The organism is Pseudomonas sp. SWRI92, assembly GCF_014268685.1.
Taxonomy (GTDB): Bacteria; Pseudomonadota; Gammaproteobacteria; order Pseudomonadales; family Pseudomonadaceae; genus Aquipseudomonas; species Aquipseudomonas marvdashtae.
Genome location: NZ_JABWQY010000003.1, coordinates 445,118 through 470,901 on the forward strand (window position 1 = coordinate 445,118; position 25,784 = coordinate 470,901).

General features: G+C 60.8%; 25 protein-coding genes. 18 read left to right on the plus strand and 7 right to left on the minus strand.

Going from position 1 to position 25,784, the window contains the following annotated elements:
* Positions 1 to 100: 100 nt before the first annotated feature.
* The 3 genes from HU762_RS08650 to HU762_RS08660 form a co-directional block, all read right to left on the minus strand.
* Positions 101 to 2,152, minus strand: coding sequence for a bifunctional diguanylate cyclase/phosphodiesterase (locus HU762_RS08650; protein ID WP_186635408.1), 2,052 nt, complete (start codon positions 2,150 to 2,152; stop codon positions 101 to 103).
* 310 nt (positions 2,153 to 2,462) lie between these two features.
* Positions 2,463 to 3,059, minus strand: coding sequence for a Fe-Mn family superoxide dismutase (locus tag HU762_RS08655; protein WP_186635411.1), 597 nt, complete (start codon positions 3,057 to 3,059; stop codon positions 2,463 to 2,465).
* Positions 3,060 to 3,233: 174 nt separating this feature from the next.
* Positions 3,234 to 3,836 (minus strand): LysE/ArgO family amino acid transporter, encoded by a 603-nt coding sequence (locus HU762_RS08660; protein WP_186635414.1) that lies wholly within the window; start codon positions 3,834 to 3,836, stop codon positions 3,234 to 3,236.
* Positions 3,837 to 3,926: 90 nt separating this feature from the next.
* On the opposite strand from HU762_RS08660, the gene HU762_RS08665 reads away from it, so the two are divergent.
* The 4 genes from HU762_RS08665 (at position 3,927) to HU762_RS08680 (ending at position 7,837) form a co-directional block, all read left to right on the plus strand.
* Positions 3,927 to 4,826: a LysR family transcriptional regulator ArgP gene (locus tag HU762_RS08665; RefSeq protein WP_186635507.1), complete on the plus strand. Its 900-nt coding sequence runs from the start codon at positions 3,927 to 3,929 to the stop codon at positions 4,824 to 4,826.
* A 57-nt stretch (positions 4,827 to 4,883) separates the two neighbouring features.
* Positions 4,884 to 5,876: an NAD(P)-dependent oxidoreductase gene (locus HU762_RS08670; RefSeq protein ID WP_186635417.1), complete on the plus strand. Its 993-nt coding sequence runs from the start codon at positions 4,884 to 4,886 to the stop codon at positions 5,874 to 5,876.
* Positions 5,877 to 5,983: 107 nt separating this feature from the next.
* Positions 5,984 to 6,865, plus strand: a complete 882-nt coding sequence (locus HU762_RS08675) for an ATPase (protein ID WP_186635420.1) — start codon at positions 5,984 to 5,986, stop codon at positions 6,863 to 6,865.
* A 132-nt stretch (positions 6,866 to 6,997) separates the two neighbouring features.
* Positions 6,998 to 7,837, plus strand: coding sequence for a cache domain-containing protein (locus tag HU762_RS08680; protein WP_186635423.1), 840 nt, complete (start codon positions 6,998 to 7,000; stop codon positions 7,835 to 7,837).
* Between the two features lie 86 nt (positions 7,838 to 7,923).
* Here HU762_RS08680 and rapA read toward each other — a convergent pair whose 3' ends face one another.
* On the minus strand, positions 7,924 to 10,770 hold the full coding sequence (gene rapA / locus HU762_RS08685) for an RNA polymerase-associated protein RapA (RefSeq protein WP_186635426.1): 2,847 nt from the start codon (positions 10,768 to 10,770) through the stop codon (positions 7,924 to 7,926).
* A gap of 248 nt (positions 10,771 to 11,018) precedes the next feature.
* Between rapA and HU762_RS08690 the strand changes: the two genes are divergently transcribed.
* The 3 genes from HU762_RS08690 (at position 11,019) to ccoM (ending at position 11,874) form a co-directional block, all read left to right on the plus strand.
* Positions 11,019 to 11,360, plus strand: coding sequence for an aspartate-semialdehyde dehydrogenase (locus tag HU762_RS08690; protein ID WP_186635430.1), 342 nt, complete (start codon positions 11,019 to 11,021; stop codon positions 11,358 to 11,360).
* A gap of 91 nt (positions 11,361 to 11,451) precedes the next feature.
* Positions 11,452 to 11,613: a hypothetical protein gene (locus HU762_RS08695; protein ID WP_186635433.1), complete on the plus strand. Its 162-nt coding sequence runs from the start codon at positions 11,452 to 11,454 to the stop codon at positions 11,611 to 11,613.
* 144 nt (positions 11,614 to 11,757) lie between these two features.
* Positions 11,758 to 11,874 (plus strand): cytochrome c oxidase subunit CcoM, encoded by a 117-nt coding sequence (ccoM, locus tag HU762_RS26960; protein ID WP_030139315.1) that lies wholly within the window; start codon positions 11,758 to 11,760, stop codon positions 11,872 to 11,874.
* A 149-nt stretch (positions 11,875 to 12,023) separates the two neighbouring features.
* On the opposite strand, the gene HU762_RS08700 is transcribed toward ccoM, so the two are convergent.
* Together HU762_RS08700 and HU762_RS08705 are read right to left on the minus strand one after the other, a co-directional pair.
* On the minus strand, positions 12,024 to 13,499 hold the full coding sequence (locus HU762_RS08700) for an inorganic phosphate transporter (protein ID WP_186613496.1): 1,476 nt from the start codon (positions 13,497 to 13,499) through the stop codon (positions 12,024 to 12,026).
* 363 nt (positions 13,500 to 13,862) lie between these two features.
* Positions 13,863 to 14,063: a hypothetical protein gene (locus HU762_RS08705; protein WP_186613494.1), complete on the minus strand. Its 201-nt coding sequence runs from the start codon at positions 14,061 to 14,063 to the stop codon at positions 13,863 to 13,865.
* Between the two features lie 550 nt (positions 14,064 to 14,613).
* On the opposite strand from HU762_RS08705, the gene pcaR reads away from it, so the two are divergent.
* The 11 genes from pcaR to pcaC all read left to right on the plus strand — a co-directional run bounded on the left by pcaR (position 14,614) and on the right by pcaC (position 25,460).
* On the plus strand, positions 14,614 to 15,456 hold the full coding sequence (gene pcaR, locus HU762_RS08710) for a pca regulon transcriptional regulator PcaR (RefSeq protein ID WP_186613492.1): 843 nt from the start codon (positions 14,614 to 14,616) through the stop codon (positions 15,454 to 15,456).
* A gap of 109 nt (positions 15,457 to 15,565) precedes the next feature.
* Entirely contained in the window at positions 15,566 to 16,912 is a 1,347-nt protein-coding gene (locus HU762_RS08715) for an MFS transporter (RefSeq protein WP_186635436.1), read from the plus strand.
* Positions 16,913 to 17,162: 250 nt separating this feature from the next.
* A complete protein-coding gene (locus HU762_RS08720) occupies positions 17,163 to 18,023 on the plus strand; it encodes a CoA transferase subunit A (protein WP_072409760.1) in 861 nt (286 codons plus the stop codon).
* Positions 18,020 to 18,799 carry a CoA-transferase subunit beta gene (locus HU762_RS08725; RefSeq protein ID WP_186635439.1) on the plus strand — a complete coding sequence of 260 codons (780 nt, stop codon included), beginning with the start codon at positions 18,020 to 18,022 and terminating at the stop codon, positions 18,797 to 18,799. The genes HU762_RS08720 and HU762_RS08725 overlap by 4 nt, the downstream gene beginning before the upstream one ends.
* A complete protein-coding gene (gene pcaF / locus HU762_RS08730; RefSeq protein WP_186635510.1) occupies positions 18,796 to 20,001 on the plus strand; it encodes a 3-oxoadipyl-CoA thiolase in 1,206 nt (401 codons plus the stop codon). The genes HU762_RS08725 and pcaF overlap by 4 nt, the downstream gene beginning before the upstream one ends.
* A 36-nt stretch (positions 20,002 to 20,037) precedes the next feature.
* Positions 20,038 to 20,742 carry a protocatechuate 3,4-dioxygenase subunit beta gene (gene pcaH, locus HU762_RS08735; RefSeq protein ID WP_186635442.1) on the plus strand — a complete coding sequence of 235 codons (705 nt, stop codon included), beginning with the start codon at positions 20,038 to 20,040 and terminating at the stop codon, positions 20,740 to 20,742.
* Between the two features lies 1 nt (position 20,743).
* Entirely contained in the window at positions 20,744 to 21,310 is a 567-nt protein-coding gene (gene pcaG / locus HU762_RS08740) for a protocatechuate 3,4-dioxygenase subunit alpha (RefSeq protein WP_186635445.1), read from the plus strand.
* A 216-nt stretch (positions 21,311 to 21,526) separates the two neighbouring features.
* Positions 21,527 to 22,822: an MFS family transporter gene (locus tag HU762_RS08745; RefSeq protein WP_186635447.1), complete on the plus strand. Its 1,296-nt coding sequence runs from the start codon at positions 21,527 to 21,529 to the stop codon at positions 22,820 to 22,822.
* A 42-nt stretch (positions 22,823 to 22,864) separates the two neighbouring features.
* Positions 22,865 to 24,229: a 3-carboxy-cis,cis-muconate cycloisomerase gene (locus HU762_RS08750; RefSeq protein WP_186635450.1), complete on the plus strand. Its 1,365-nt coding sequence runs from the start codon at positions 22,865 to 22,867 to the stop codon at positions 24,227 to 24,229.
* A 12-nt stretch (positions 24,230 to 24,241) separates the two neighbouring features.
* Complete coding sequence (pcaD, locus tag HU762_RS08755) at positions 24,242 to 25,057, plus strand: 3-oxoadipate enol-lactonase (protein WP_186635453.1); 816 nt, start codon at positions 24,242 to 24,244, stop codon at positions 25,055 to 25,057.
* A gap of 10 nt (positions 25,058 to 25,067) precedes the next feature.
* Complete coding sequence (gene pcaC, locus HU762_RS08760) at positions 25,068 to 25,460, plus strand: 4-carboxymuconolactone decarboxylase (RefSeq protein ID WP_186613476.1); 393 nt, start codon at positions 25,068 to 25,070, stop codon at positions 25,458 to 25,460.
* A gap of 80 nt (positions 25,461 to 25,540) precedes the next feature.
* Here the strand turns inward: pcaC and HU762_RS08765 are convergent.
* Positions 25,541 to 25,784, minus strand: a 244-nt coding sequence (locus HU762_RS08765) for an OprD family outer membrane porin (protein WP_186635456.1), incomplete at its 5' end; no start/stop codon positions are given.

Genomic DNA, 25,784 nt, shown 5'->3' on the forward strand with positions numbered 1-25,784 from the left:
TATTTCTTATTTAATGATGCAGATCGCCGCGTGTGGGCGGCGTCTGTAGGGATTGTCTCGTTGCCAACTCCTGGAACGGAGCAATGGCAGCGCAAAAGAATCAGACGATGGAGGCCTTGGTGCGCTCCGCCTGCTTCAGATAAAGGCCCAGTTCCCGTGCCGGCAGGGGTTTGCTGTAGTAATACCCCTGACCTTCATGGCAGCCCTCGGAGATGATGTAGGCCTCTTGCTCGATCGTCTCGACGCCTTCGGCAATGACCTGCATCCCCAGGCTTTTGCCTAGCTGGATGATGGCCCGGACGATGGTGGCGTCGTCTTCGTCGTCGAGCAGGTCCTGGACGAAGCTCTTGTCGATCTTGATCTTGTCCAGCGGCAGGCTCTTGAGGTAACTCAACGAGGAATAGCCGGTTCCGAAGTCATCGATGGCAATCAGCGCACCGGAACGGCGCAGGCTCAGCAGGTGCTGGGCAGCGGTGGTGATGTCTTCCATCAGGCCGGTCTCGGTGACTTCCAGCTCCAGGCTGCGAGGCGGCAAGCGATACATCTGCAGGAAGTTGTTCACCACCCGCGGCAATTCGGCGTGGTGCAATTGAACGGTGGACAGGTTGACCGCCATGCGCAAGTCGACGAAGCCTTGGTCGTGCCATTCGCGCAATTGCTTGCAGGCCTGGTCCAGTACCCATTCGCCAATGGCAATGATGGTGCCGTTCTGCTCGGCCAGGGGAATGAACAGGTCTGGCGGCACGAGACCGTGTTCCGGATGATGCCAGCGGATCAAGGCTTCGGTGCCCACCACGCGCAAATCGCGATAACTGATCTGTGGCTGGTACACCAGGCTGAATTGCCCGCGGGCCAGCGCCTCGCGCAGGTCCTTTTCCAGTTCGCGACGGCGGCGCATCTCGCTGTCGACGCTGGCGATGTAGAACTGGTAGCGATTGCGCGAGCGGGTCTTGGCCAGCGTCATGGTCTGCTCGGCCTTTTGCAGCAGCTTCTCGGTGCTGTCGCCATCCTCGGGAAACAGGGTGATACCGATGGTTGCCCGTAGGCGGATCTCCTGATCATCCAGCGCGAACGGCGCTTCCAGGTCATCCAGAATGCTCTGGGCCAGTTCGGCGGCCTCGTAAGGTTGCTCGATATCGGCCTGGACCAGGGCGAACTGGTCACCGCCCAACCGGGCCAACGCACCGAGGCGTCCGCTGTGAGCCCGCAGCCGATCAGCCAGGGCCAGCAGCAACTGGTCGCCGGTCTGGTAGCTGAACTGTTCGTTGATGCTCTTGAAATCATCCAGCCCCACGCAGAGCACCGCCACGCGACGTTGCAGGCGTCCGGCATCTACCAGGATCTTGTCGAGTTGTTGTTGCAGCTGCTGGCGATTGGGCAAGCCAGTCAGGAAGTCGTACTGCGCCATGCGCAACAAGCTGTTCTCGGCTTCGTGGCGTAGATGGGTGTTGCGCTCGATGGAGGCCAGGAGCTGATTGGCGGTATTGATCCACAGGCCCAGCTCGTTTTTCTCATGGCCTCGCAGCTGCGGGATCTTGTGTGCGCTGGGGCGGTCAGGGTTGATTTCGGTCAGGTGCTGGATAATCCGCGACAACGGCTTGGTCAGCAGCCAGTGATAGACCAGGTACAGCACCAGCCCCATGGCGAGGGCGCGCAGCATCCCGGAAATGAAGATGATCACGGAGCTGACAATGAAGCCCTGGCCGTAGGTCGCGGTATCGAGCGTGATGCTCAGGTCGCCGTAATATTCGCTGTAGGGACCGCGGCCCACCAGTTGTGTGGTGAAGGTTCGTTCCTGGCCAAGGATCAGGTCGGTCAGCCAGCGGCTTTCGGAGCGCTGCAAGGGCCGGGTTTTTTCGGCAAGCATGGTTTCGCGAGGGTGGCCGATGGAGGCCATGCGCACGGCCTCGTCCTGGAACAGCCCTTCGATCACCTGCATGCCCATCTCCCGATCCAGGCTGTAGACCGCCTGGGTAGAAGGGTCGCGGAACATATCAAGGATGCGCTGGGCGTCGACAGCTACGGCCCGGTTGGTTTTGTAGGCGTCGAACACGATCTGGGCACAGCTCAAGATCATGCCAACGATCAACGCCGAGAGGAGCACGACCCGGAGCAACTTCACAGACAAGCTGTTTTTAAGTTCCAGCTTCAAAGATGGATTCCTTGTTTCGTGCGGATAGCGTCAAGTTGCCATGAGTATTGGCAATCCTGTGATGTCAGTCAAAGGGACAATCAAACACAAGGGTTTTCGCCTGAAGCCTGGCCGTTATACGGTGTCTACAGAGTTATTACTCTACGACCATTGTTTCGGTTGGAAGGGCCTGCAACTTGAGGCCTGGCGGGATTTTTTATTGGGTTTCAGACGCGAGGTCATGTGCCTGCTGCAGGGGATTGTGGATGCAAGCTTAAAAAAAAGGCGCTTTGCCCTCTCGGGAAAAGCGCCTTTTTCCTGGCATCAAAGCTTAGGCAGTAAAGGCTTTGCCTTCGAACTGCTCAGCCACGAACTTCCAGTTGACCAGGTTCCAGAACGCTTCGACGTATTTCGGGCGAACGTTGCGGTAGTCGATGTAGTAGGCGTGTTCCCAGACGTCGCAGGTCAGCAGCGGGGTGTCGCCGCTGGTCAGCGGGTTGCCGGCGCCGATGGTGCTGGCCAGGGCCAGGGAACCGTCAGCCTTTTTCACCAGCCAGCCCCAGCCGGAACCGAAGGTGCCGATGGACGTCTTGCTGAATTCTTCCTTGAACTTGTCGAACGAACCGAAGGCAGCGTTGATGGCTTCAGCCAGTGCGCCGGTTGGTTGACCGCCGGCGTTTGGCGCCAGGCAGTTCCAGTAGAAGGTGTGGTTCCAGACCTGAGCGGCGTTGTTGAAGATACCGCCCGAGGAAGTCTTGACGATTTCTTCCAGGGTCTTGCCTTCGAACTCGGTGCCAGGCACCAGGTTGTTCAGGTTCACGACATAGGTGTTGTGGTGCTTGTCGTGGTGGTATTCCAGAGTCTCTTTGGAGATGTGCGGCTGCAGTGCATCGTGAGGATAGGGCAGCGGCGGCAATTCGAAAGCCATGGTGATTCTCCTAATCAGGTCAGTTGCGGTGAGCGCAAGGCCGATCACGGGCGGCCAGACTAGCGCCGGGGAGTTTGTACTCTTTGCGGCGCAGGAGTCGGATCATAGCACCGGGGGTGCGGCATAACCACGCAACAACTGTGTGGAATAGAGGTTCCAGAGCGGTTTGGAATATCAGCCGAAGACGATCAACTGCACCGCCACGGTGAACATCATCAGTGCCACCAGCAGGTCGAGAATTCGCCAGGTAGCGGGTCGGGCCAGCCAAGGGGCCAGCCACGCGGCGCCCAGCGCCAAGGTGGAAAACCAAAGCAGCGAGGCGCTAGCCGCGCCCACCACATAAGCACCGGGGACGCTTTGCTGGGCGCCGAGGGAGCCAATCAGCAACACCGTGTCCAGATAAACATGGGGGTTGAGCAGCGTGACCGCCAAGGCGCTGAGCAGCACGGTTCGCAATGAGCGCGTGACGTGTTTTTCACTGCGCTGCAGGCTCTGTTTCGAACACGCCCGACGCAGCGCCTGGCTGCCGTACCAGAGCAGGAACGCCGCGCCGCCCCATCGTGCGATCGAAAGCAGCAGCGGGCTTTGAGCCAGCAGCGTCGCCAACCCGAACACGCCGGCGGCGACCAATAGCGCATCGCAAATGATGCACACCGCGGCCACTGGCAGGTGATGCTCACGCCGCAGGCTCTGAGCCAGCACAAACGCGTTTTGGGCGCCAATCGCCATGATCAATCCAAGCGCTACCAGCAGCCCGTTGACGTAACTTTGCCACATGAATTCTTCCCCTTGATTGTTCGCAATGCTGGTCATTCTCCGGTGCGGGGGCGTATAAGAAAAACCAATGTTGCTGATTGCCCATTAGGAATACTGATGTTCGATTACAAACTGCTTTCTGCCTTGGCAGCCGTCGTCGAGCAGGCCGGTTTCGAGCGTGCCGCGCAGGTGCTGGGATTGTCGCAGTCGGCCATCTCCCAGCGAATAAAACTGCTGGAAGCACGGGTCGGCCAGCCCGTCCTGGTGCGCGTCACGCCGCCGGCGCCTACCGAAATCGGCCGCCGATTACTCAACCATGTGCAACAGGTCCGGCTACTGGAGCGTGACCTGCAAAGCCTGGTGCCGGCGCTGGATGAGGAAGGGGTGCCGGAGCGCCTGCGGATTGCATTGAACGCCGACAGCCTGGCCACGTGGTGGGCCGGTGCCGTGGGGGCTTTTTGTGCAGAACAGCATCTGCTGCTCGACCTGGTGGTGGAAGACCAGACCGTGGGACTCAAGCGAATGCGCGCCGGCGAAGTAGCGGCGTGTGTCTGCGCAAGCGAACGCCCGGTGGCCGGGGCCCGCAGCGTATTGCTGGGGGCGATGCGCTATCGTGCGCTTGCCTGTCCTGCGTTCATCACCCGACATTTCCCCGAAGGGGTGCGCGCCGATCAGCTGGCGCGCACGCCGGCCCTGGTATTCGGCCCGGACGATTTCCTGCAACACCGATACCTGGCGTCCCTCGGCGTCGAAGGCGGTTTCGAGCACCATTTGTGTCCTTCGTCCGAAGGCTTCATTCGCCTCATCGAGGCGGGGCTGGGATGGGGCCTGGTGCCTGAGCTGCAAGTGCGCGAGCAGTTGGAGCGAGGCGAGTTGGTGGAATTGCTGGCAGATAAGCCGATCGACGTTCCGCTGTACTGGCATCATTGGCGCAATGGCGGACAGTTGCTCGGTTTGCTGACCGAACAATTGATCGCAGCGACAAGCAGCACGCTGCAAGCAGTGAATTGAAGTCGTATGGCTTGCAGCTCTTGGCTTGTAGCTCGAAACTGATTTTAGGAGCACTACATGAAAATTCTGGTCACCGGCGCAAGTGGCTTCATTGGCGGACGCTTTGCGCGTTTTGCCTTGGAGCAAGGCCTGGATGTTCGGGTCAACGGCCGCCGGGCCGAAAGCGTTGAGCATCTGGTCCGGCGCGGCGCCGAGTTCATCGAGGGCGACCTGATCGACCCGATGCTGGCCCGTGATCTGTGTCGCGATATCGATGCCGTGGTGCATTGCGCCGGTTCGGTGGGCGTCTGGGGACGCTATCAGGATTTCCACCAGGGCAACGTCCAACTCACCGAAAACATCGTCGAGGCTTGCCTGAAGCAGAAGGTCCGGCGATTGGTGCATCTCTCATCGCCGTCCATTTATTTCGACGGTCGTGACCACCTCGGGTTGACCGAAGAGCAAGTGCCCAAACGCTTCAAGCATCCCTATGCCGCCACCAAATACCTGGCCGAGCAGAAAGTCTTCGGCGCCCAGGAGTTCGGCCTGGAAGTGTTGGCCCTGCGGCCGCGTTTCGTCACTGGGGCCGGCGACATGAGCGTCTTCCCGCGACTGCTCAAGATGCAGCGCAAGGGGCGACTGGCCATAGTCGGCAACGGATTGAACAAGGTCGATTTCACCAGCGTACAGAACCTCAACGAAGCGCTGCTCAGCAGCTTGCTGGCCATCGATTCAGCCTTGGGCAAGGCCTACAACATCAGCAACGGAGCGCCGGTCCCGCTGTGGGACGTGGTCAATTACGTAATGCGACAAATGGAGGTCCCACAGGTCAGGCGTTACCGCTCCTACGGGCTGGCCTACAGCGTCGCGGCCATGAATGAAGGTTTCTGCGCGCTGTGGCCCGGTCGCCCCGAGCCGACGCTGTCGCGCCTGGGCATGCAGGTCATGAACAGGAATTTCACCTTGGACATCGGTCGGGCGCGGCATTATCTCGATTATGATCCGCAGGTCAGTTTGTGGGCCGCCCTCGATGAATTTTGCGCTTGGTGGCGCGTCCAAGATGCCCGCTGATCGGTCCGTCATGAACCGAGTGCTCAGTTCGGGGTCAATGGGTGCGGCGGGTGAGGGGGTTATACTCGCTGCACCGAGCCATTACCGGTTTTCCAAAGGTTGAACCCATGCCCATGCGTAACGATGCCGACGACGACTTCGATGATGTACCGAGCCTGCGGATGCGGGCCGACATTCCCGATGACGATGACTTCCCGACCAACCGCGAGCCCCGCGTGCAAGCGCGTCCGGCACCCGCTGCGGCGGCCAAGGTCAAGGCTCCCAGCACTGGGCCGTTGTGGGCATTGGTCGGCGCCCTGCTGTGTGCCCTGGCATTCCTGGCTTGGTGGAGTTTCCAGCAGATCTCCTTGATGGAACAACAGCTGGTGGCCACTCAGGAAAGCTTCGCGCGGATCAGCGAGGATGCGGCGGGACGCTTGCAGGATATTTCCGGCAAAGTGGTCGCTGGGCAGTCCAACGTGATGAGCGACAGTGAAGCGTTGAAATTGCAGATCAAACAGTTGGATAACAAGCTGCAGGACCAGGCACGGCAATTCGAAGGCAAGCTGCAAGAACAATACAAACTCCTGCAAGGCGCGTTCGGTCCATCTGCCGACCTGGATAAGCAGCTGGCCCAGATGATTGCCCAGGACTCCGAACAGCAGAACGCCTACACCCAGCTGCAAGCAGCCAATACCCAGCTTCAGGCCCAGGTCAAAACGTTGGCGGCTGAGGTATCAGCCTTGAAGAACCAGGGCGAGGGCGGCGCGCTGGATGCCCAGCTCAAGAGCATCGGTGCCGACATCACCGCTTTGAAAAGAGCCACCTCGAGCTCGGCCATCGAACGCCTGGAACAGGACATGGTCGTGCTCAAGAGCCAACAGGAGAATCGTTCGGGCGGCTCTGCTGCGGAGTTCGATGCCTTCCGTGGTCAGGTCACGCGTAACATCAATACCCTGCAATCGCAGATCCAGTACCTGCAACAGCAACTGAGCAACCGGGCCCAGTGACGCTCTGGAACCTGTGGAAGCCAGCTCGCTTCCACAGGTTTGTGCTTGCCCTCGCAACAATCCCCTGAATACTCCCACATCACCCCGCGCCGTCTACGCTCTTGGAACATCAACAAGAACGAGGGCGCGCGCATGGGATTGATTCGAAAGATGGCCAGGCTGACGGCGTTGCTGTTTCTGGTAACACAGGTCCAGGCCGCCGCTCCGGACGACGGCCAGGCAGCCCGGGCACTGCTGGAAAAGGCCCTGGTTTACTATGACGACTACGGCGACTATGCGTTCGCCGCCTTCAGCCGCCAAGGCGAGTTCGTCGACAAGGACCGCTACGTGTTTGTGGTCGACACCCAAGGCGTGATGCTCGCCAGCGGCGGTCCCTCGTCAGCATTGATCGGGCGAGACGTTTCCGAGGTGTTGGGGCCGGATTTGCGCAAGGCTTTCAAGGACGCACTGAAAACCCCTGAAGCCAGCGGTATCCAGCAGGCTGAGTACCGTTGGCAGAACTGGGCCGACGGCAAGGTCGAGCGCAAGCATGTGTACTTTCAGCGGGTCGGTGAGCGAATCCTCGCGGTCGGCTATTACCTGCCACGGGCCTCAGCCGAACAGGCCAGGGCGCTGCTGGACAAGGCGTCGGCCGACTTGTTGAAAAACCAGAAAGCGACGCTGACGGCGATCAACTCCCTCAAGGGCGGCTATCTTCAGGATGACCTGTATGTCTTTGTCGTCGACCTTGATACGCGACGCTATGTCGGTCATGGCACCAACCTGCGCTTGATCAATACTGATTTCGCCAAGGTCAAGGATCCGGCTGGCAAGCCTGTGGGCGAGCCGATATTGGCCATGATTGGTAAGCAGGATGCGGGGGAGTATGAGTATCGCTGGAAGAATCCGGTGACGGGGAAGGTCGAGAACAAGCATGCCTATTTGAAGAAGGCGGGGCATCTGCTGGTTGCGGTGGGGTATTACAGTCCTTGAGGTGGTTTCTGGGTTTTGGGTTCTGGGTTTCTGGGTGTATATCCGTTACCGAAGAAACGGATATACACACGCAAAAACCGCTGAAATCAGCCCGCCACCAACACCCGAATCGCCTCCAACCGCAACGCAGCCTTCTCCAGCATCGCCAGCCCTTGCTCGCGCTGCTGACGCAAAGCCTCCAGCTCGCTATCGCGCACGGTAGGGTTCACCGCTTGCAGCGCGGTCAGACGTGCCAGCTCCTCTTCGGTATCGGCTGCAAGGCGGCGTTGAGCCTCGGCCACGCGCTCGGCATGGCGCGGGATGATCTTCTCTTCGCCAGCATTGATCCGTGGTGACAGCTGATCACGCTGGGCCTGGATGAACTTGTTGGCGCTGGCGCGGGGCACGCTTTCGAGCTGGTCGTTCAGGGTTTCGAACGAGACCCGGGCCGCCAAGTCGTTGCCGTTGGCATCCAGCAGGCAGCGCAGGGCGGCCGGTGGCAGGTAGCGGCCCAGTTGCAGCGAGCGCGGGGCAACCACTTCGCTGACGTAGAGCAGTTCCAGCAACACGGTGCCGGGCTTGAGTGCCTTGTTCTTGATCAGCGCCACGGCGGTGTTGCCCATGGAGCCGGACAGCACCAGGTCCATGCCGCCTTGCACCATCGGGTGCTCCCAGGTGATGAATTGCATGTCTTCGCGAGACAGCGCCTGGTTGCGGTCGTAAGTGATGGTCACGCCTTCGTCGTCGCCCAGCGGGAAACTGGCGTCGAGCATTTTTTCGCTCGGCTTGAGGATCAGCGCGTTGTCGGAATGGTCCTCGCTGTCGATGCCGAAGGCGTCGAACAGGGTTTCCATGTAGATCGGCAGGGCGAACTGGTCGTCCTGTTCGAATATGGCTTCCACCAATGCGTCACCTTCTCCCGCACCGCCGGAATTGAGCTCCAGCAGACGATCACGGCCGGTATGCAGTTCGGCTTCCAGGCGTTCACGCTCGGCGCGCGCCTCGTCGATCAGCGTTTGCCACTCGCCGTCATCGGCTTCTTCCAACAAGGGCAGCAGGCGCGGGCCAAACTGGTGTTGCAAGGCGTTGCCGGTCGGGCAGGTGTTGAGGAACGCATTCAGCGCTTCGTGATACCACTGGAACAACCGCGCCTGCGGGCTGGTTTCCAAATAGGGCACGTGCAGCTCGATCGTGTGTTTCTGGCCGATCCGGTCCAGTCGGCCGATGCGTTGTTCCAGCAGGTCCGGGTGCGCCGGCAGGTCGAACAGGACCAGGTGATGGGCAAACTGGAAGTTGCGACCTTCGCTGCCGATTTCCGAGCAGATCAGCACCTGGGCACCAAACTCTTCGTCGGCGAAGTAGGCGGCCGCGCGGTCTCGCTCAAGGATGTTCATGCCCTCGTGGAACACCGTGGCCGGGATGCCGGAGCGCACGCGCAGGGCGTCTTCCAGGTCCATGGCGGTTTCGGCGTGCGCACAGATCACCAGGACTTTGGTGCGTTTGAGCATTTTCAACTGATCGATCAGCCACTCGACGCGCGGATCGAATTTCCACCAGCGCTCTTCTTCACTGGCGTCCGGCTGGGCCTGGAAGCTGACTTCCGGGTACAGCTCGGCGTGATCGCCCAATGGCAGTTCAAGGTATTCATCCGGGCACGGCAACGGATAGGCGTGCAGCTTGCGCTCCGGGAAGCCCTGTACAGCGGCGCGAGTATTGCGAAACAGCACGCGGCCGGTGCCGTGGCGATCCAGCAATTCGCGAACCAGGCGGGCGCTGGCTTCGATATCGCCATCGTTGACGGCGGTCAGCAGCGCTTCGCCTTCGTTACCCAGGAAACCATGGATGGTCTTGTGGGCTTCGGGCGACAGGCGACCTTTGTCCAACAGCTCCTGAACGGCCTCGGCCACCGGGCGATAGTTTTCGCTCTCGGCGCGGAAGGCCTTGAGGTCATGGAAACGGTTCGGGTCGAGCAGGCGCAGACGGGCGAAGTGGCTGTCTTGGCCCAATTGTTCTGGGGTTGCGGTCAGCAACAACACACCCGGGATCGTTTCGGCAAGCTGTTCGACTAGCGCGTATTGCGGGCTCACGTGGTCTTCATGCCAGACCAGGTGATGGGCTTCGTCGACGACCATCAAGTCCCAGCCGGCGGCGAACAGCGCGTCCTGGGCTTTCTCATCTTCCACCAGCCACTCCAGCGCCACCAGTGCCAGTTGGGTGTCTTCGAACGGGTTGCTGGCATCGCTTTCGATAAAGCGTTCTTCGTCGAACAGCGCAACCTGCAGGTTGAAGCGTCGGCGCATTTCCACCAGCCATTGGTGCTGGAGGTTTTCCGGCACCAGGATCAGCACACGGTTGGCGCGGCCGGACAGCAGTTGCCGATGGATGATCAGGCCGGCTTCGATGGTCTTGCCCAGGCCCACTTCGTCCGCCAGCAATACCCGGGGCGCGATGCGGTCGGCCACTTCACGGGCGATGTGCAGTTGGTGCGCGATCGGTTGGGCGCGTACGCCACCCAGGCCCCAGAGCGACGACTGCAATTGGCGGCTGGTATGTTCCAGCGTGTGGTACCGAAGGGAGAACCAGGCCAATGGGTCGATCTGGCCGGCGAACAGGCGGTCGCTGGCCAGGCGGAACTGGATGAAATTCGACAGTTGGGTTTCCGGCAGCGTGACGACTTCGTTCTGGCCGTTGAGGCCGTGATAAACCAGCAGCCCATCGACGTCGTCGACTTCGCGCACGGTCATTTTCCAGCCTTCGAAGTGAGTGATCACATCGCCCGGCGAAAACCGTACACGGGTGAGGGGCGCATTCCGTAGCGCGTACTGGCGGGTGTCGCCAGTGGCCGGATAGAGCACGGTCAACAAGCGGCCGTCCTGTGCCAGAACGGTGCCTAAACCCAGCTCGGCTTCGCTGTCACTGATCCAGCGTTGCCCCGGTTGATACTGCTGCGCCATGCTGCCTGACTCCCGCCGTGAAAAAGCCGGCTATCTTAACGGAATGAGCCGTCAGACCAAAGGATTTACGCACGCATCCCGGCCTCATGTGGGCTTGCCCATCAACCACCCCAAGGGAACTTAAGCGGACTTCGCGATCAAACAAGCTTGTGTGTGGGCAGGGCATAATGCCAACCGGGTCACAAGTTTCAGACCAGCGGTTCAAGCTGCACCCGCCACAGCCGACAACCTGAAGACAGGAGACCTTTATGTTGCCACCCATGCTTCCTCTGAGCGCGGTACCCGTTACCGCGCAACAGGATCCGGTCCGCCCGCGACCGGACATACCGCCCGTGGTCCCCGTGCAGGAAAGCTCCAACGAAAGCACCATCGACCTGCAAAAGCGTGACCCGGAAGAAACCGCGCTGCTGCTGCGCGAGGAACAGCGTCGCAAGCATGAGCGCGAGAGACGCCGTCGTGAAGCCGATGAAGATCCTGAGGAGCACCTGGCTATACCCGGGACGGAACTGAACGCCGATAACACCGTGCCGGTTGTGCCGCTGGTGGAGGGGGAGTCGCGCCAGGGCCTGTGGGTCGATATTCAGATCTGATCCAGGCGAACCGAGCCGACAGGCTGGTCAACTTCGACGACAGCCCGCATCATTGGGCGCATCCGCAACTCACGTACGATGCCGACACGCCATGAGCCACGAAGACAAGCTGGTTGATCTTAGCGCTGAGCGCGCCAAGCGCGTTCACGACCTCAACGAAAAGCGCCTCAATGAAGTCCGCCAGGCGTTCGAGCAGGCGATGCCGTTGGGCAAGCCGAAGAAAAAAACCAAAAGCAAACCGAAAAAGCGCTGAACCCCCTCGATCCATTGATGCAGATCAGTTATTCCCCCTCCTTTTCGCTCAGTCACGAGCGTTATTGACGCCGGTCAATTTTTATCCAGGCCTGATTGGTTACCTTGGCTCCAACGAAACAAGGGCAAGACCAGGAGGCCAGTCATGTTTATCGATAATGTGGTGTTTGCCGGAGTGTTGACGGTCGGCCTCATGTTCGTGTTTTTCGCAGGTTTTGGATTATTCATCTGGAAAGACGCACACAAGCGCAAGAAGCCGTAAATCTTTCCAGCGACAACGAGCACGCAAGGCATTTTGGGCGACTTCGGTCGCCCTTTTTTTTTGCGCCGCGATTGTTGGGCTTACAAAATCACTGACCTAAAAAAAGGTGCGAACCGCAAGGGACGCACCTTTTTACGTGCCGCTGGAAATCAGCTGCCGATGGCTTTGGAGGCCAGCCAGAACAGTGCGGCAGACAAGGCCACCGTGGCCGGCAGGGTCAACACCCAGGCCAGCAGGATTGTCTTGACCGTGCCGCCTTGCAGGCCGCTCTTGTTGGCGACCATGGTGCCCGCCACGCCGGAAGACAGCACGTGGGTGGTGGACACCGGAAGGCTGAATATATTTGCCGCGCCGATCATGCAGGCAGTGGTGATCTGGGCGGACATGCCTTGGGCATAGGTCATGCCTTGCTTGCCGATCTTCTCGCCGATGGTCAATACCACGCGTTTCCAGCCGACCATGGTGCCCAGGCCGAGTGCCAAGGCGACCGCCAGGATCACCCAGAATGGGGCGTATTCGGTGGTGGCGGTCAGGTCCTTGCGCAGCTTGTTCAGGTCGTCTTTTTCACGCGCCGCCAGCCCAGGCAACTTGCCGACTTTTTTCGCCGTGTCGTCGAGGCAGAGCAGGTAGCGACGGACTTCGATGCGGCTTTCCGACGGCAGCGAGTGATAGTCCGCCACGCCTTTGAGGGTGTCGAGCAACGCATTGATGGTCGGTTCGGTCTGCTGCGGGTTGCAACGGAATTTCTCCGGCAGGTCGCCTTCGACGCTTTTGCCCAAGGCCAGGAATTCGCCGAGGGACTCGTTGTTGCGCTTGTAGAACTGGCTCAGGTGCAGGGTCGCGTCGCGAGTGCGCTCGATCTGGTAGGTGGTGCTGTTCAGGTCGAGTACGAACTGCGCAGGCACGATACCGATCAATACCAGCATGATCAGGCCGATGCCTTTCTGGCCATCGTTGGAGCCATGGACGAAGCTCACGGCCATGGCGGAAATCACCAGCACCAGGCGGTTCCAGAATGGCGGATGCTTCTTGTCATCAATTTTGCGGCGCTGTTCCGGCGTCTTGTGCATCTTCGACAGCGGACGCCACCATTTCAGGCTGATCAACACCAGGGCCGCGATCAGGAAACCGGCCATCGGCGAGAACACCAGGGAGGCACCGATGTCGATCGCCTTCTGCCAGTTCACGCCGTCGCCCAACGGAATATCGTTGATCAGGGCGTTGGCCAGGCCCACGCCGAGAATCGAGCCGATCAGCGTATGGGAGCTGGAGGCCGGAATACCGAAGTACCAAGTGCCCAGGTTCCAGGTGATGGCCGCTGCAAGCAGCGAAAACACCATGGCCAGTCCGTGCCCGGTGTTCACATTGATCAGCAACTCCACCGGCAGCAAGTGAACGATGGCATACGCCACGCCTACGCCGCCCAGCAGTACGCCGAGGAAATTGAACACACCGGAAAAGAACACCGCCAGGTGGGGCGGCATGGCTTTGGTGTAGATAACAGTGGCAACCGCGTTAGCGGTGTCATGAAAGCCGTTGATGAACTCGAAGGCGAGGACAAAAGCCAGGGCGAGCAAGAGGCTCACGAGCACCCAAGCATCCAGTCCGCTGAATAAATCGATTATGAAGGTTTTCTGACCCGGTCATAAGGGGGCGCGATTATGCCAGAAAACCGCGTTAATCGATGCATTGCCTGCTCATCGGTAACATTCTTCTACGAAATAACCGTGAGCAAACCTGTCCGGTCCCGGTGAGCCATCAGGAGCGCAACCCTTTGTTTAAAAGGCCAAATGCCCTGTGGGCAGGGTTCGCATCGAGATGGGAAGGGAGTAGGAATAGTCGTACGAAAAATCCAAAGCAGGACCGGCAATCAAGCTCTCCGGCCGATGGTGGAAGAGCACAACGGCCCGCTTTTGGCGGGCGCTCGATGCCGAGGGCCGGCCTGGGTGACGACCGGACACGGTAAGCAAGAACGTCCAGCCCGAGCGTTAACCCTCTTCGGCCTTGAGTTCTTTTTCGATCTTCTGAAGTTCCTGGCTGAAAGCCTGGTCCTGAACGGTGGCGCGTTTACGCCAAGGTTTGCGTTCCGGTTCTGGTTGCGCGGCGTAAGTGGTGATTTCCCCGCCGTAAACTTCCTTGTAACGTTGTTCCTGGCGCTCAAGTTCCGCGCGCAGTTCTTCTTTCGTCACAGTATTACCTAATGAGTTGAAATTAATCTGGTGATACGCACTGCATGCAGACATGCAGACGGCCACGGCACCAGAGCTGATAGCTGACGTAGCATCAGGGCTTCGGATATTGCCGATACAGGGGAAGCGGTCATGGGTGCTTCAGGCACCGGCTTCTGGCACAACAGAGACTCACTGTGATGCCGGAGACGGGCAAGCCTATTGGCCAAGCCGTCACCGAACGCATTATAGCGGTCTGCCTGAAGAACACTATCAGTAAAAGTTGAACCGTACGTTGCCTTGTGTGAAGGGATGTTTGTATGTACTAGTTATGTCAACAGAGTTTCAAGCTGTACCACAAGTTCAATATCGCTCCATCTGTTCAAGGCAATCGCGGCGCCGTCCTGTAGTTTCATATGCCTGTAAGGCGAGACCAATCAACAGGAACAAGCCGGGGGGAGGGCGTTGCGATTATCGGTCGGCGGTTCGATAATCGAACGGTCTTGGCGTTAGCCCCTTGCCTGTCCGCCGGGCAGCCGCTTGTAATAGCCGTCATTCCAGAGGATCCGACATGAACGACCAATTGCGCAACGCCTTCACGTCAGTCGCGCCGCCGATCGTTGCCTCGCCGGCCAAGCGGATCCAGGCCCTCACCGGCGACCCGGATTTCATGACATCGCTGGCCCGTGGGCTGGCCGTGGTCCAGGCGTTCCAGGAGCGCAAGCGGCACTTGACCATCGCCCAGATCAGCCACCGCACCGAAATCCCCCGCGCCGCGGTCAGGCGTTGCCTGCACACCCTGATCAAGCTCGGCTACGCGACCACCGATGGGCGTACTTATTCCCTGTTGCCCAAGGTGCTGACCCTGGGCCATGCCTATTTGTCCTCGACGCCCTTGGCCGTTTCCGCCCAGCCGTACCTGGACCGCATGAGTGAACAACTGCACGAAGCCTGCAACATGGCGACGCTCGAAGGCGACGATATTCTCTACATCGCGCGGTCGGCCACCACCCAGCGGCTGATTTCCGTGGACCTGTCCGTGGGCGGTCGCCTGCCGGCTTATTGCACGTCGATGGGCCGGATTTTACTGGCGGCCCTGGACGATGCTTCGCTGCGCGATTACCTGGACCATGCCGACCTGCACGCCAAGACCAGCCGGACATTGCACACGCCCGAGGCGTTGCTCGAATGCTTGCAGGAGGTTCGCCAGCAAGGCTGGTGCATCGTCGATCAGGAACTGGAACAAGGCCTGCGCTCGATCGCCGTGCCGGTCTATGACGCTTCGGGTCAGGTTGTGGCTGCGCTGAACGTCAGCACCCACGCCGGGCGGGTCAGCCGCAACGAGCTGGAACAACGATTCTTGCCAGGCTTGCTAGGGGCCAGCCGGGACTTGAGCGCGCAGTTGTTCACTTAAGCTGTTCGATAAACGCACACAGTCGGCTGCGCTGAATTGACGGTGTTTGCTCGGGCTCATTAATGTCGCGCAGCGTCATCTGGCGTTTCTTGCGTGGAATAAAAATAAAATGAACCAGCCCCAGACTTCCGTAGGCACTTGCCTCGATGTGCAGTCCTTTATCAATGCCCAACCCATCTCGCGCTATCAATGGCGGGTGGTGATTCTGTGTTTCCTGATTGTTTTCCTCGACGGCCTCGACACGGCCGCAATGGGTTTCATTGCGCCGGCACTGTCCCAGGATTGGGGGATCGATCGGGCCAGCCTTGGCCCGGTGATGAGTGCGGCGCTGATCGGCATGGTATTCGGCGCATTGGGTTCGGGCCCCTTGGCGGATCGCTTCGGGCGAAAAGTCGTGTTGGTGGGCGCCGTCGTGTTGTTTGGCGGGTTCAGCCTGGCGTCGGCATACAGCACCAACGTCGACCAGCTGCTGGTGCTGCGCTTCCTCACGGGCCTGGGCCTGGGCGCCGGGATGCCGAACGCCACCACCTTGTTGTCGGAATACACCCCGGAGCGCAAGAAGTCGCTGTTGGTCACCAGCATGTTCTGCGGCTTCAACCTCGGCATGGCCTGCGGCGGGTTCATCTCGGCCAAGTTGATCCCGGCTTTTGGCTGGCACAGCCTGTTGATGATTGGCGGAATCTTGCCGCTGATCCTGGCGGTCGTGTTGTTGTTCTGGTTGCCGGAATCGGCGCGTTATCTGGTGGTGCGCAACCGTGGCACCGACAAGGTGCGCAAGACCCTGGCGCCGATTGACCCGCAGACCGTCGCCCAGGCGGCAAGCTTCAGCGTCCCCGAACAGAAGACCGTGAAGGCGCGTAACGTGCTCGCGGTGATTTTCTCCGGCACCTACAGCGCCGGCACCTTGTTGCTGTGGCTGACGTATTTCATGGGGCTGGTGATTGTCTATCTGCTGACCAGTTGGCTGCCGACCCTGATGCGCGACAGCGGAGCGAGCATGGAACAAGCCGCGTTTATCGGCGCGTTGTTCCAGTTTGGCGGCGTGCTGAGCGCAGTGGGGGTCGGTTGGGCGATGGATCGGTTCAACCCGCACAAGGTCATCGGCATTTTTTATCTGATGGCCGGGCTGTTTGCCTACGCGGTGGGGCAGAGCCTGGGCAACATTACCTTGCTCGCGACCTTAGTGCTGGTGGCCGGCATGTGCGTCAACGGCGCTCAGTCGGCGATGCCGTCCCTGGCGGCGCGTTTTTATCCGACCCAGGGCCGGGCCACTGGCGTTTCCTGGATGCTCGGCATCGGCCGGTTCGGCGCGATTCTCGGTGCGTGGATGGGCGCCACGTTGTTGGGCTTGGGCTGGAATTTCGAGCAGGTCCTGACCGCATTGGTGGTGCCCGCAGCCCTGGCGGCCACGGCGGTGGTGATCAAGGGCATGGTCAGCCATGCGGATGCGACCTGAGTTATTCACCTGCACGAAACGCTGGGTCCGCACCTGTGGCGAGGGAGCAAGCTTCCCTCGCCACGGTTTTAGTGTGTTTTCGAGTTAAGGAAATATCGATAGCCAAGCAACAATCTGTTCGATAAACGAACACTTAGTCGATTATCGGATTGTTTTGGCGTTATCCCGAAGCTTAATCTTCAGGCATTCCGGCGCCGAACCTCGCGCCTTTTTCTTCATGTCGGTCTACTGGAAAACGGGAGCCTGCCCCATGGCTGAAATCCTTTCGCTGCACGACGCGGTGAAGCAATTCGTCAACGACGGCGATACCGTCGCGCTTGAAGGCTTCACCCACCTGATCCCGACGGCGGCAGGTCATGAAATCATTCGTCAGGGCAAGAAAGACCTGACCTTGGTGCGCATGACGCCTGACCTGATCTACGACCAGTTGATCGGCGCCGGTTGTGCTCGCAAGCTGATTTTTTCCTGGGGCGGCAACCCTGGCGTGGGTTCCTTGCACCGGCTGCGCGATGCGGTCGAGAAGCAATGGCCGCATCCGCTGGAAATCGAGGAGCACAGCCACGCCGACCTGGCCAACGCCTACGTTGCTGGCGCCTCCGGCCTGCCGTTCGCGGTGCTTCGGGCCTACGCCGGCTCCGACCTGCCGAAGGTCAATCCGCTGATCAAGAGCGTGACCTGTCCCTTCACCGGTGAAGTGTTGGCCGCTGTGCCTTCGGTACGCCCGGACATCACCGTGATCCACGCCCAGAAAGCCGACCGCAAGGGCAACGTGCTGCTGTGGGGCATCCTCGGCGTGCAGAAAGAAGCCGCCCTGGCCGCCAAGCGCTGCATCGTCACCGTCGAAGAAATCGTCGACGACCTGAACGCGCCGATGAATGCCTGCGTACTGCCGACCTGGGCATTGAGCGCGGTGTGCCACGTACCCGGCGGCGCCCATCCGTCCTACGCCCACGGTTACACCGAGCGTGACAACCGTTTCTACCAGGCGTGGGACCCGATCGCCCGGGACCGTGAGACCTTTACCGCATGGATCAACGAATACATCCACGGCACTCGGGATTTCAGTGAATTCCAGGCCCGGCTGGCAGCCGCTTCGCAGGTGAAACCATGACGTACTCCACCAATGAAATGATGACGGTCGCCGCGGCGCGTCGCTTGAAAAACAATGCCGTGTGTTTCGTTGGCATCGGCCTGCCGTCGAAAGCGGCCAACCTGGCGCGGCTGACCTCGTCCCCTGATGTAGTGCTGATCTACGAGTCCGGCCCCATCGGCGCCAAGCCCAGCGTATTGCCGTTGTCCATCGGCGACGGTGAACTGGCGGAAACCGCGGACACTGTCGTTCCGACCGGTGAGATTTTTCGCTACTGGTTGCAGGGCGGGCGTATCGACGTCGGTTTCCTTGGCGCCGCCCAGGTGGACCGTTTCGGCAATATCAACACCACGGTGGTCGGCGACTACCACCAGCCCAAAGTGCGCCTGCCGGGTGCCGGTGGCGCGCCGGAAATCGCCGGTTCGGCCAAGAGCGTGTTGATCATCCTCAAGCAGTCGGCGCGTTCGTTTGTCGACAAGCTGGATTTCATCACCTCGGTCGGCCATGGCGAAGGCGGCGATTCGCGCAAGCGTCTTGGCCTGCCGGGTGCTGGCCCCGTGGGTATCATCACCGACTTGTGCATCATGGAGCCGGAAGCCGACAGCCATGAATTCGTTGTCACCGCGCTGCACCCGGGCGTGACCCGTGAGCAAGTCATTGCGGCCACCGGATGGGCGATCCGTTTCGCCGACCAAGTGCAAACCACCGCCGAGCCGACCGAAGTGGAGCTGCGCGCACTGCGCGACCTGGAAGCTCGTACCGCGGCGGCCCACGGCCAGGCACCGGGAGAAGCCTGATGCGCGACGTGTATATCTGTGATGCGATTCGAACCCCTATCGGTCGGTTTGGCGGCGGGTTGTCCGCTGTGCGTGCCGATGACCTGGCAGCCGTGCCGATCAAGGCATTGATGGAACGTAATCCGTCGGTGGACTGGAGCGCGGTGGACGAGGTGTTCCTCGGCTGCGCCAATCAGGCCGGCGAAGACAACCGCAACGTGGCGCGCATGGCGCTGCTGCTGGCGGGCCTGCCGGAGAGCATTCCCGGCGTGACCCTCAACCGCCTCTGCGCCTCGGGCATGGACGCCATCGGCACCGCGTTCCGCGCTATCGCCAGCGGCGAGATGGAGCTGGCGATTGCCGGCGGCGTGGAGTCGATGTCCCGTGCGCCGTTCGTGATGGGCAAGGCTGACGCGGCGTTCTCGCGCAACATGAAGCTGGAAGACACCACCATCGGCTGGCGCTTCATCAACCCGTTGATGAAAGCCCAGTACGGCGTGGACGCGATGCCGCAGACCGCTGATAACGTGGCGGATGACTACGCGGTGTCCCGCGCCGACCAGGACGCTTTCGCCTTGCGCAGTCAACAGCGCACGGCGGCAGCCCAAGCGGCAGGCTTTTTCGCCGAAGAAATCGTCCCGGTGCGCATTGCCCATAAGAAAGGCGAAACCGTGGTCGAGCAGGATGAGCATCCTCGCGCCGACACCACGCTGGAAACCTTGAGCAAACTCAAACCGGTCAATGGCCCGGACAAGACCGTCACCGCCGGCAATGCCTCAGGCGTCAACGATGGCGCGGCGGCGATGATCCTGGCGTCGGCCGAGGCGGTGCAGAAACACGGCTTGACCCCTCGGGGTAAAGTGCTCGGCATGGCCAGCGCCGGTGTCGCACCACGGGTGATGGGCATCGGCCCGGTGCCAGCGGTGCGCAAACTGACCGAGCGCCTGGGCCTGGCGGTCGCCGATTTTGACGTGATCGAGCTTAACGAAGCCTTTGCCAGCCAAGGCCTGGCAGTGTTGCGCGACCTTGGGTTGGCGGACGATGCGCCGCAGGTCAATCCGAACGGCGGCGCTATTGCCCTTGGCCATCCACTGGGCATGAGCGGGGCGCGCTTGGTCATGACGGCGCTGCATCATTTGGAAAAGACCGGCGGCAAGAAAGGCCTGGCGACCATGTGCGTTGGCGTCGGCCAGGGCCTGGCGCTGGCTATTGAGCGCGTCTGACGGGTCGCCTACTAATAAGAAATCGAGGAATGCTTCATGACTGACAAGCCTGGTTATCGTCGCCCTCAAGCGGGCACCCAGCCGGAATATTTGCACCCGTCGTACCAGTCCACCAACCTGCGCTCGCCGTCCAAGCCGTTGGTGTATTTGCCTCACTCGCTGTCGGAAATTACCGGGCCGACTGTAGGCGCCGACCGCTTGCAGGAGAAAGATCACGACCTCACCGCCCAACATGCCGGCGAGCCATTGGGTGAGCGGATCATCATTCACGGGCGCGTGCTGGATGAGCACGGCCAGCCGGTGCCGGGCATCCTGGTGGAGATCTGGCAAGCCAACGCCGCCGGTCGCTATAACCATGACCGCGACAACCATGACGCGCCGCTGGACCCGAACTTCACCGGCACCGGTCGCACCGTGACCGATGCCGATGGCTGGTATCAGTTTCAGACGATCAAGCCCGGCGCCTATCCGTGGGGTAATCACCACAACGCCTGGCGCCCGGCGCACATCCATTTTTCATTGTTCGGGCCGAGCATCCTGACGCGCCTGGTCACGCAGATGTATTTCCCCGGTGATCCGTTGCTGGAATACGACCCGATCTACAACTGCGTGCCGGACACCCGTGCCAAGGAACGCCTGATCGCCCGTTTCGACCTGGAAAAAACCGTCCCTCACTATGCCCTCGGTTATCGCTGGGACATCGTCTTGCGCGGCCGCGAAGCCACGCCGATGGAGAAATAAGATGACGCTCAACGCCACAACATCCCACACCGTCGGCCCTTACTACCACATCGGTCTGACGTGGCTGAACCGCGAAGACCTGACCGAAGCCCAGACGCTTGGCCAGCGCGTGGCGATCACCGGGCAGGTGGTCGACGGCAACGGACAGTTCGTCAACGACGCCATGCTGGAAGTCTGGCAGGCCAACGCCGCGGGTAAATATGCACACCCGGAAGACGACCAGGACAAACCGCTGGACCCGCATTTTGACGGTTTCGGCCGGGTGCCGGTGGATGCCGAAGGGCGTTTCCGTTTCACCACCATCAAGCCGGGCACCGTGCCGGGGTTGGGCGGTACGACCCAGGCACCGCATCTTGTCGTGCTGGTGTTCGCACGCGGGCTGGTCAAGCATTTGCTGACGCGCATCTACTTCGACGGCGAACAGGCCAACGAAGCTGACCCATTGCTGGCCTGCGTGCCCGAAGAGCGTCGCGGCACAATCATCGCCAGGCCGGATGCGTCGGGCGTGTATCAATGGAACGTAATCCTGCAGGGCACGGATGCCGAGACGGTGTTCTTCGATTACTGATTGAAAACCCCCGTGGCGAGGGAGCTTGCTCCCGCTGGCTTGCACAGCAAGCCCATGGCAGGCGACGCGGTGTATCAAAGCAGCGCGGAGCCTGGTTTTGCGACTGCTGCGCAGCCGAGCGGGAGCAAGCTCCCTCGCCACGGGAGGTAAGACTGTGGAACGGGACTGTTACCAAGTGTGTCTAGACTTGGTCAATCCCCAACGAGTAAGTAACCCATGACCACCCCAATCAACCACTACACCGGTGAGGAACGCAGCAAGCGCATCTTCGCCATCGTCGGTGCCTCATCCGGCAACCTGGTCGAATGGTTCGACTTCTACGTCTATGCGTTCTGCGCGATTTATTTCGCCCCGGCGTTCTTTCCCTCGGACAACCCGACGGTGCAACTGGTCAACACGGCCGGCGTGTTCGCCGCCGGCTTCCTGATGCGGCCCATTGGCGGTTGGATCTTTGGTCGAGTGGCGGACCGTCACGGGCGCAAGAATTCGATGATGATCTCGGTGATGATGATGTGCTTCGGCTCGTTGCTCATCGCCTGCCTGCCGACCTACAAGGACATCGGCGTCTGGGCACCGGTGCTGCTGTTGTTCGCGCGTTTGTTGCAAGGCCTGTCGGTGGGCGGTGAATACGGCACCACCGCCACCTACATGAGCGAAGTCGCCCTCAAGGGCCAACGCGGCTTTTTCGCCTCGTTCCAGTACGTGACGCTGATCGGCGGGCAACTATTGGCGGTGTCGCTGGTGGTGGTCATGCAACAATTTCTCAGCGAAGAAGAGTTGCGCGCCTATGGCTGGCGGATCCCATTCGTGGTGGGCGCCGCGGCCGCATTGATTTCCCTGTTCCTGCGACGCTCCCTGAAGGAAACCAGCAGTAAGGAAATGCGCGAAAACAAGGACGCCGGCAGCATTGCGGCGCTGTTTCGCGACCACAAGGCCGCGTTCATCACCGTGCTGGGCTACACCGCCGGCGGTTCGCTGATTTTCTACACCTTCACCACCTACATGCAGAAATACCTGGTGAACACCGCCGGCATGCACGCCAAGACCGCCAGCTACATCATGACCGGTGCTCTGTTCCTCTATATGTGCATGCAGCCGCTGTTCGGCATGCTGGCGGACAAGATCGGCCGGCGTAACTCCATGCTCTGGTTCGGTGCCCTGGGGGCGTTGTGCACGGTGCCGATCCTGCTGACCCTCAAAAGCATCAGCAGCCCGTTCCTGGCGTTTGTCCTGATTACGTTGGCGCTGGCGATCGTCAGTTTCTACACCTCTATCAGCGGCCTGGTGAAAGCTGAAATGTTTCCACCGCAAGTGCGGGCGCTGGGAGTAGGGTTGGCCTATGCGGTGGCCAATGCGATTTTTGGTGGTTCGGCTGAATATGTCGCCTTGAGCCTGAAGGCCCAGGGCATGGAGAACGCCTTCTACTGGTATGTCACGGTGATGATGGTGGTGGCGTTCCTGTTCAGCCTGCGCCTGCCCAAGCAGCCGGCGTATTTGCACCATGACCTCTGACTCATCGCGCCGGCCAGTGGGCCCGCGCATTAAGGACTGTTTATGAGCGAACGACCGGGCAATCAGCTGTTCGATGCCTATTTCACCGCTCGCGACATGCGCGAGGTGTTCTGCGATGCGGGGCGGGTCCAGGCGATGCTGGATGTCGAGGCGGCACTGGCGCGGGCCGAGGCGCGGGTAGGGTTGATTCCCCAACACGCGGTGGCGTCGATCGAGAACGCCTGTCGCGCCCAGCTGTACGATTTTTCGCAGTTGAGCGAAGCAATCGCCAGCGCTGGCAACTCGGCAATCCCGCTGGTCAAGGCGCTGGGCAAGCGCATCGCCGCCCAGAGCGCCGAGGCTGAGCGCTACGTACACCTGGGCGCCACCAGCCAGGATGTGATGGACAGCGGGTTGGTGCTGCAATTGCGTCAGGCGTTGGTCCTGATCGAGGCAGAGCTGGCGCAACTGGCGGGCACCCTGGCCCGACAAGCCGAACGCTACGCCGCCACACCGCTGGCCGGGCGCACCTGGTTGCAACACGCAACCCCGGTGACCTTGGGCATGAAGATCGCCGGTTGGCTGGGGGCGATCACCCGCAGTCGCCAACGCTTGCGAGAACTCAAGCCTCGCTTGCTTGTGCTGCAATTCGGCGGCGCCTCCGGGACACTCGCCGCCTTGGGCGACCAGGCGCTACCGGTCGCCGAAGCCTTGGCCGCCGAGCTGCAACTGAACCTGCCGGAGCAACCGTGGCACACCCAGCGCGATCGTTTGGTGGAGTTCGGCGCGGTGCTGGGCTTGGTCGCCGGCAGCCTGGGCAAGTTGGGGCGCGACGTCAGCCTGTTGATGCAGACCGAGACCGGCGAAGCGTTCGAGCCTTCAGCGCCGGGCAAAGGTGGTTCGTCGACCATGCCGCACAAGCGCAACCCGGTGGGCGCGGCCGTGTTGATTGGCGCGGCGACGCGGGTGCCAGGCCTGGTGTCGACGTTGTTCAGCGCCATGCCTCAAGAACATGAACGTAGCCTGGGCCTGTGGCACGCCGAATGGGAAACCCTGCCGGAAATCTGCTGCCTGGTCTCCGGCGCCCTGCAACAGGCGCGGCTGCTGGCCGAAGGGCTGGAAGTGGATGCGGCACGTATGGCCCGCAACCTGGAACTGACCCAAGGGCTGGTGCTGGCCGAAGCGGTGAGCATCGCCCTGGCCCAGCGGGTTGGCCGCGACACGGCGCATCATTTGCTGGAGCAATGCTGCAAGCGCGCCGTGGCCGAACAGCGGCATCTACGCGAGGTGCTGGGAGACGAACCCCAGGTCACCGCGCAGTTGTCCGCAACCGAACTTGATCATCTGCTCGACCCGGCGCACTACCTCGGACAAGCCCAGACCTGGGTTGCCCGGGCAGTGGCCGAACACCTTGCCTTGAACGCCTGAAAGGAGATCGTTGTGGGATTGGTCAAACTCGCCGAGGGCGAACTGAACTATTGTTTTGATGAGCGGCGATTGGACGGGCCACAAGACGCCCCGGTGCTGGTGCTCTCCAACTCCCTGGGCACCAATCTGCACATGTGGGATGAACAGATCCCGGCCTTCAGCGAACACTTTCGCGTGCTGCGTTTCGACACCCGTGGCCACGGCCAGTCGCTGGTCACCGAAGGCCCCTACAGCATCGAACAGCTGGGCCGCGACGTGCTGGCGATGCTCGATCAGTTGAACATCGACAAGGCGCACTTCTGTGGCTTGTCCATGGGTGGCTTGATCGGCCAGTGGCTAGGGATCAATGCCGGCGAGCGCCTGCACAAATTGGTGGTGTGCAACACCGCCGCCAAGATTGGCGACCCGTCGGTGTGGAACCCGCGCATCGAAACCGTATTGCGCGATGGCAAGGCCGCGATGGTGGCCTTGCGTGATGCGTCGATTGCCCGTTGGTTCACGCCTGATTTTGCCGAGGCCCATCCGGACAAGGCCAAGAAAATCACCGACATGCTTGCCGCGACGTCGCCTCAGGGTTACGCCGCCAACTGTGCCGCCGTGCGCGATGCCGATTTCCGCGAGCAGTTGTCTGCGATTCGCGTGCCGCTGCTGGTGATCGCCGGCACTGAAGATGCGGTGACGCCGCCGTCGGGTGGGCACTTTATCCAAGACCGGGTCAGTGGCGCCGAGTACGCCGAGTTCCATGCCGCGCACCTGTCCAACGTCCAGGCCGGCGCGGCGTTCAGCGCGCGGGTCGTGGATTTCCTGATTGATTCTGGGCGTGCCTGAGGAGTTTTTTGTGGACGAGAAACAACGTTACGACGAAGGCATGCAAGTACGCCGCGCGGTGCTGGGCGATGCCCACGTCGATCGCAGCCTTGATGCCCTGACTGAATTCAACAGCGAATTCCAGGAAATGATCACCCGCCACGCCTGGGGCGACATCTGGACCCGCCCGGGCTTACCGCGTCATACCCGCAGCCTGATCACCATTGCCATGTTGATCGGCATGAACCGCAACGAGGAACTCAAGCTGCACCTGCGCGCCGCCGCCAACAACGGCGTGAGCCGCAGCGAGATCAAGGAAGTGATCATGCAGAGCGCCATTTACTGCGGCATTCCGGCGGCCAATGCAACTTTTCACTTGGCCGAGTCGGTTTGGGATGAGTTGGGCGTGGAATCGCGAGGTTGAGAAATACCCTGTGCGAGCGGGCTTGCTCGCGATAGCGATGGGTCAGTTGGCATCGACACCCTCTGACCCACCACTTTGGCTTACAACAAGCTGATCGGATAGCTGACGATCAAGCGGTTCTCATCGAACTCATTGACGTTGAAATCCCGGCGCATCGTCGAGTTACGCCATTTCACGTTGAGGCTCTTGAGCGCGCCGCTCTGTACGGTGTAGGCCAGCTCACTTTCACGGCCCCATTCCTTGCCGTCGTCGACGGTGGCGGTGTGCACGTTGTCGCCGCTGATGTAGCGGTTCATCAGGGTCAGGCCCGGCACGCCGACAGCA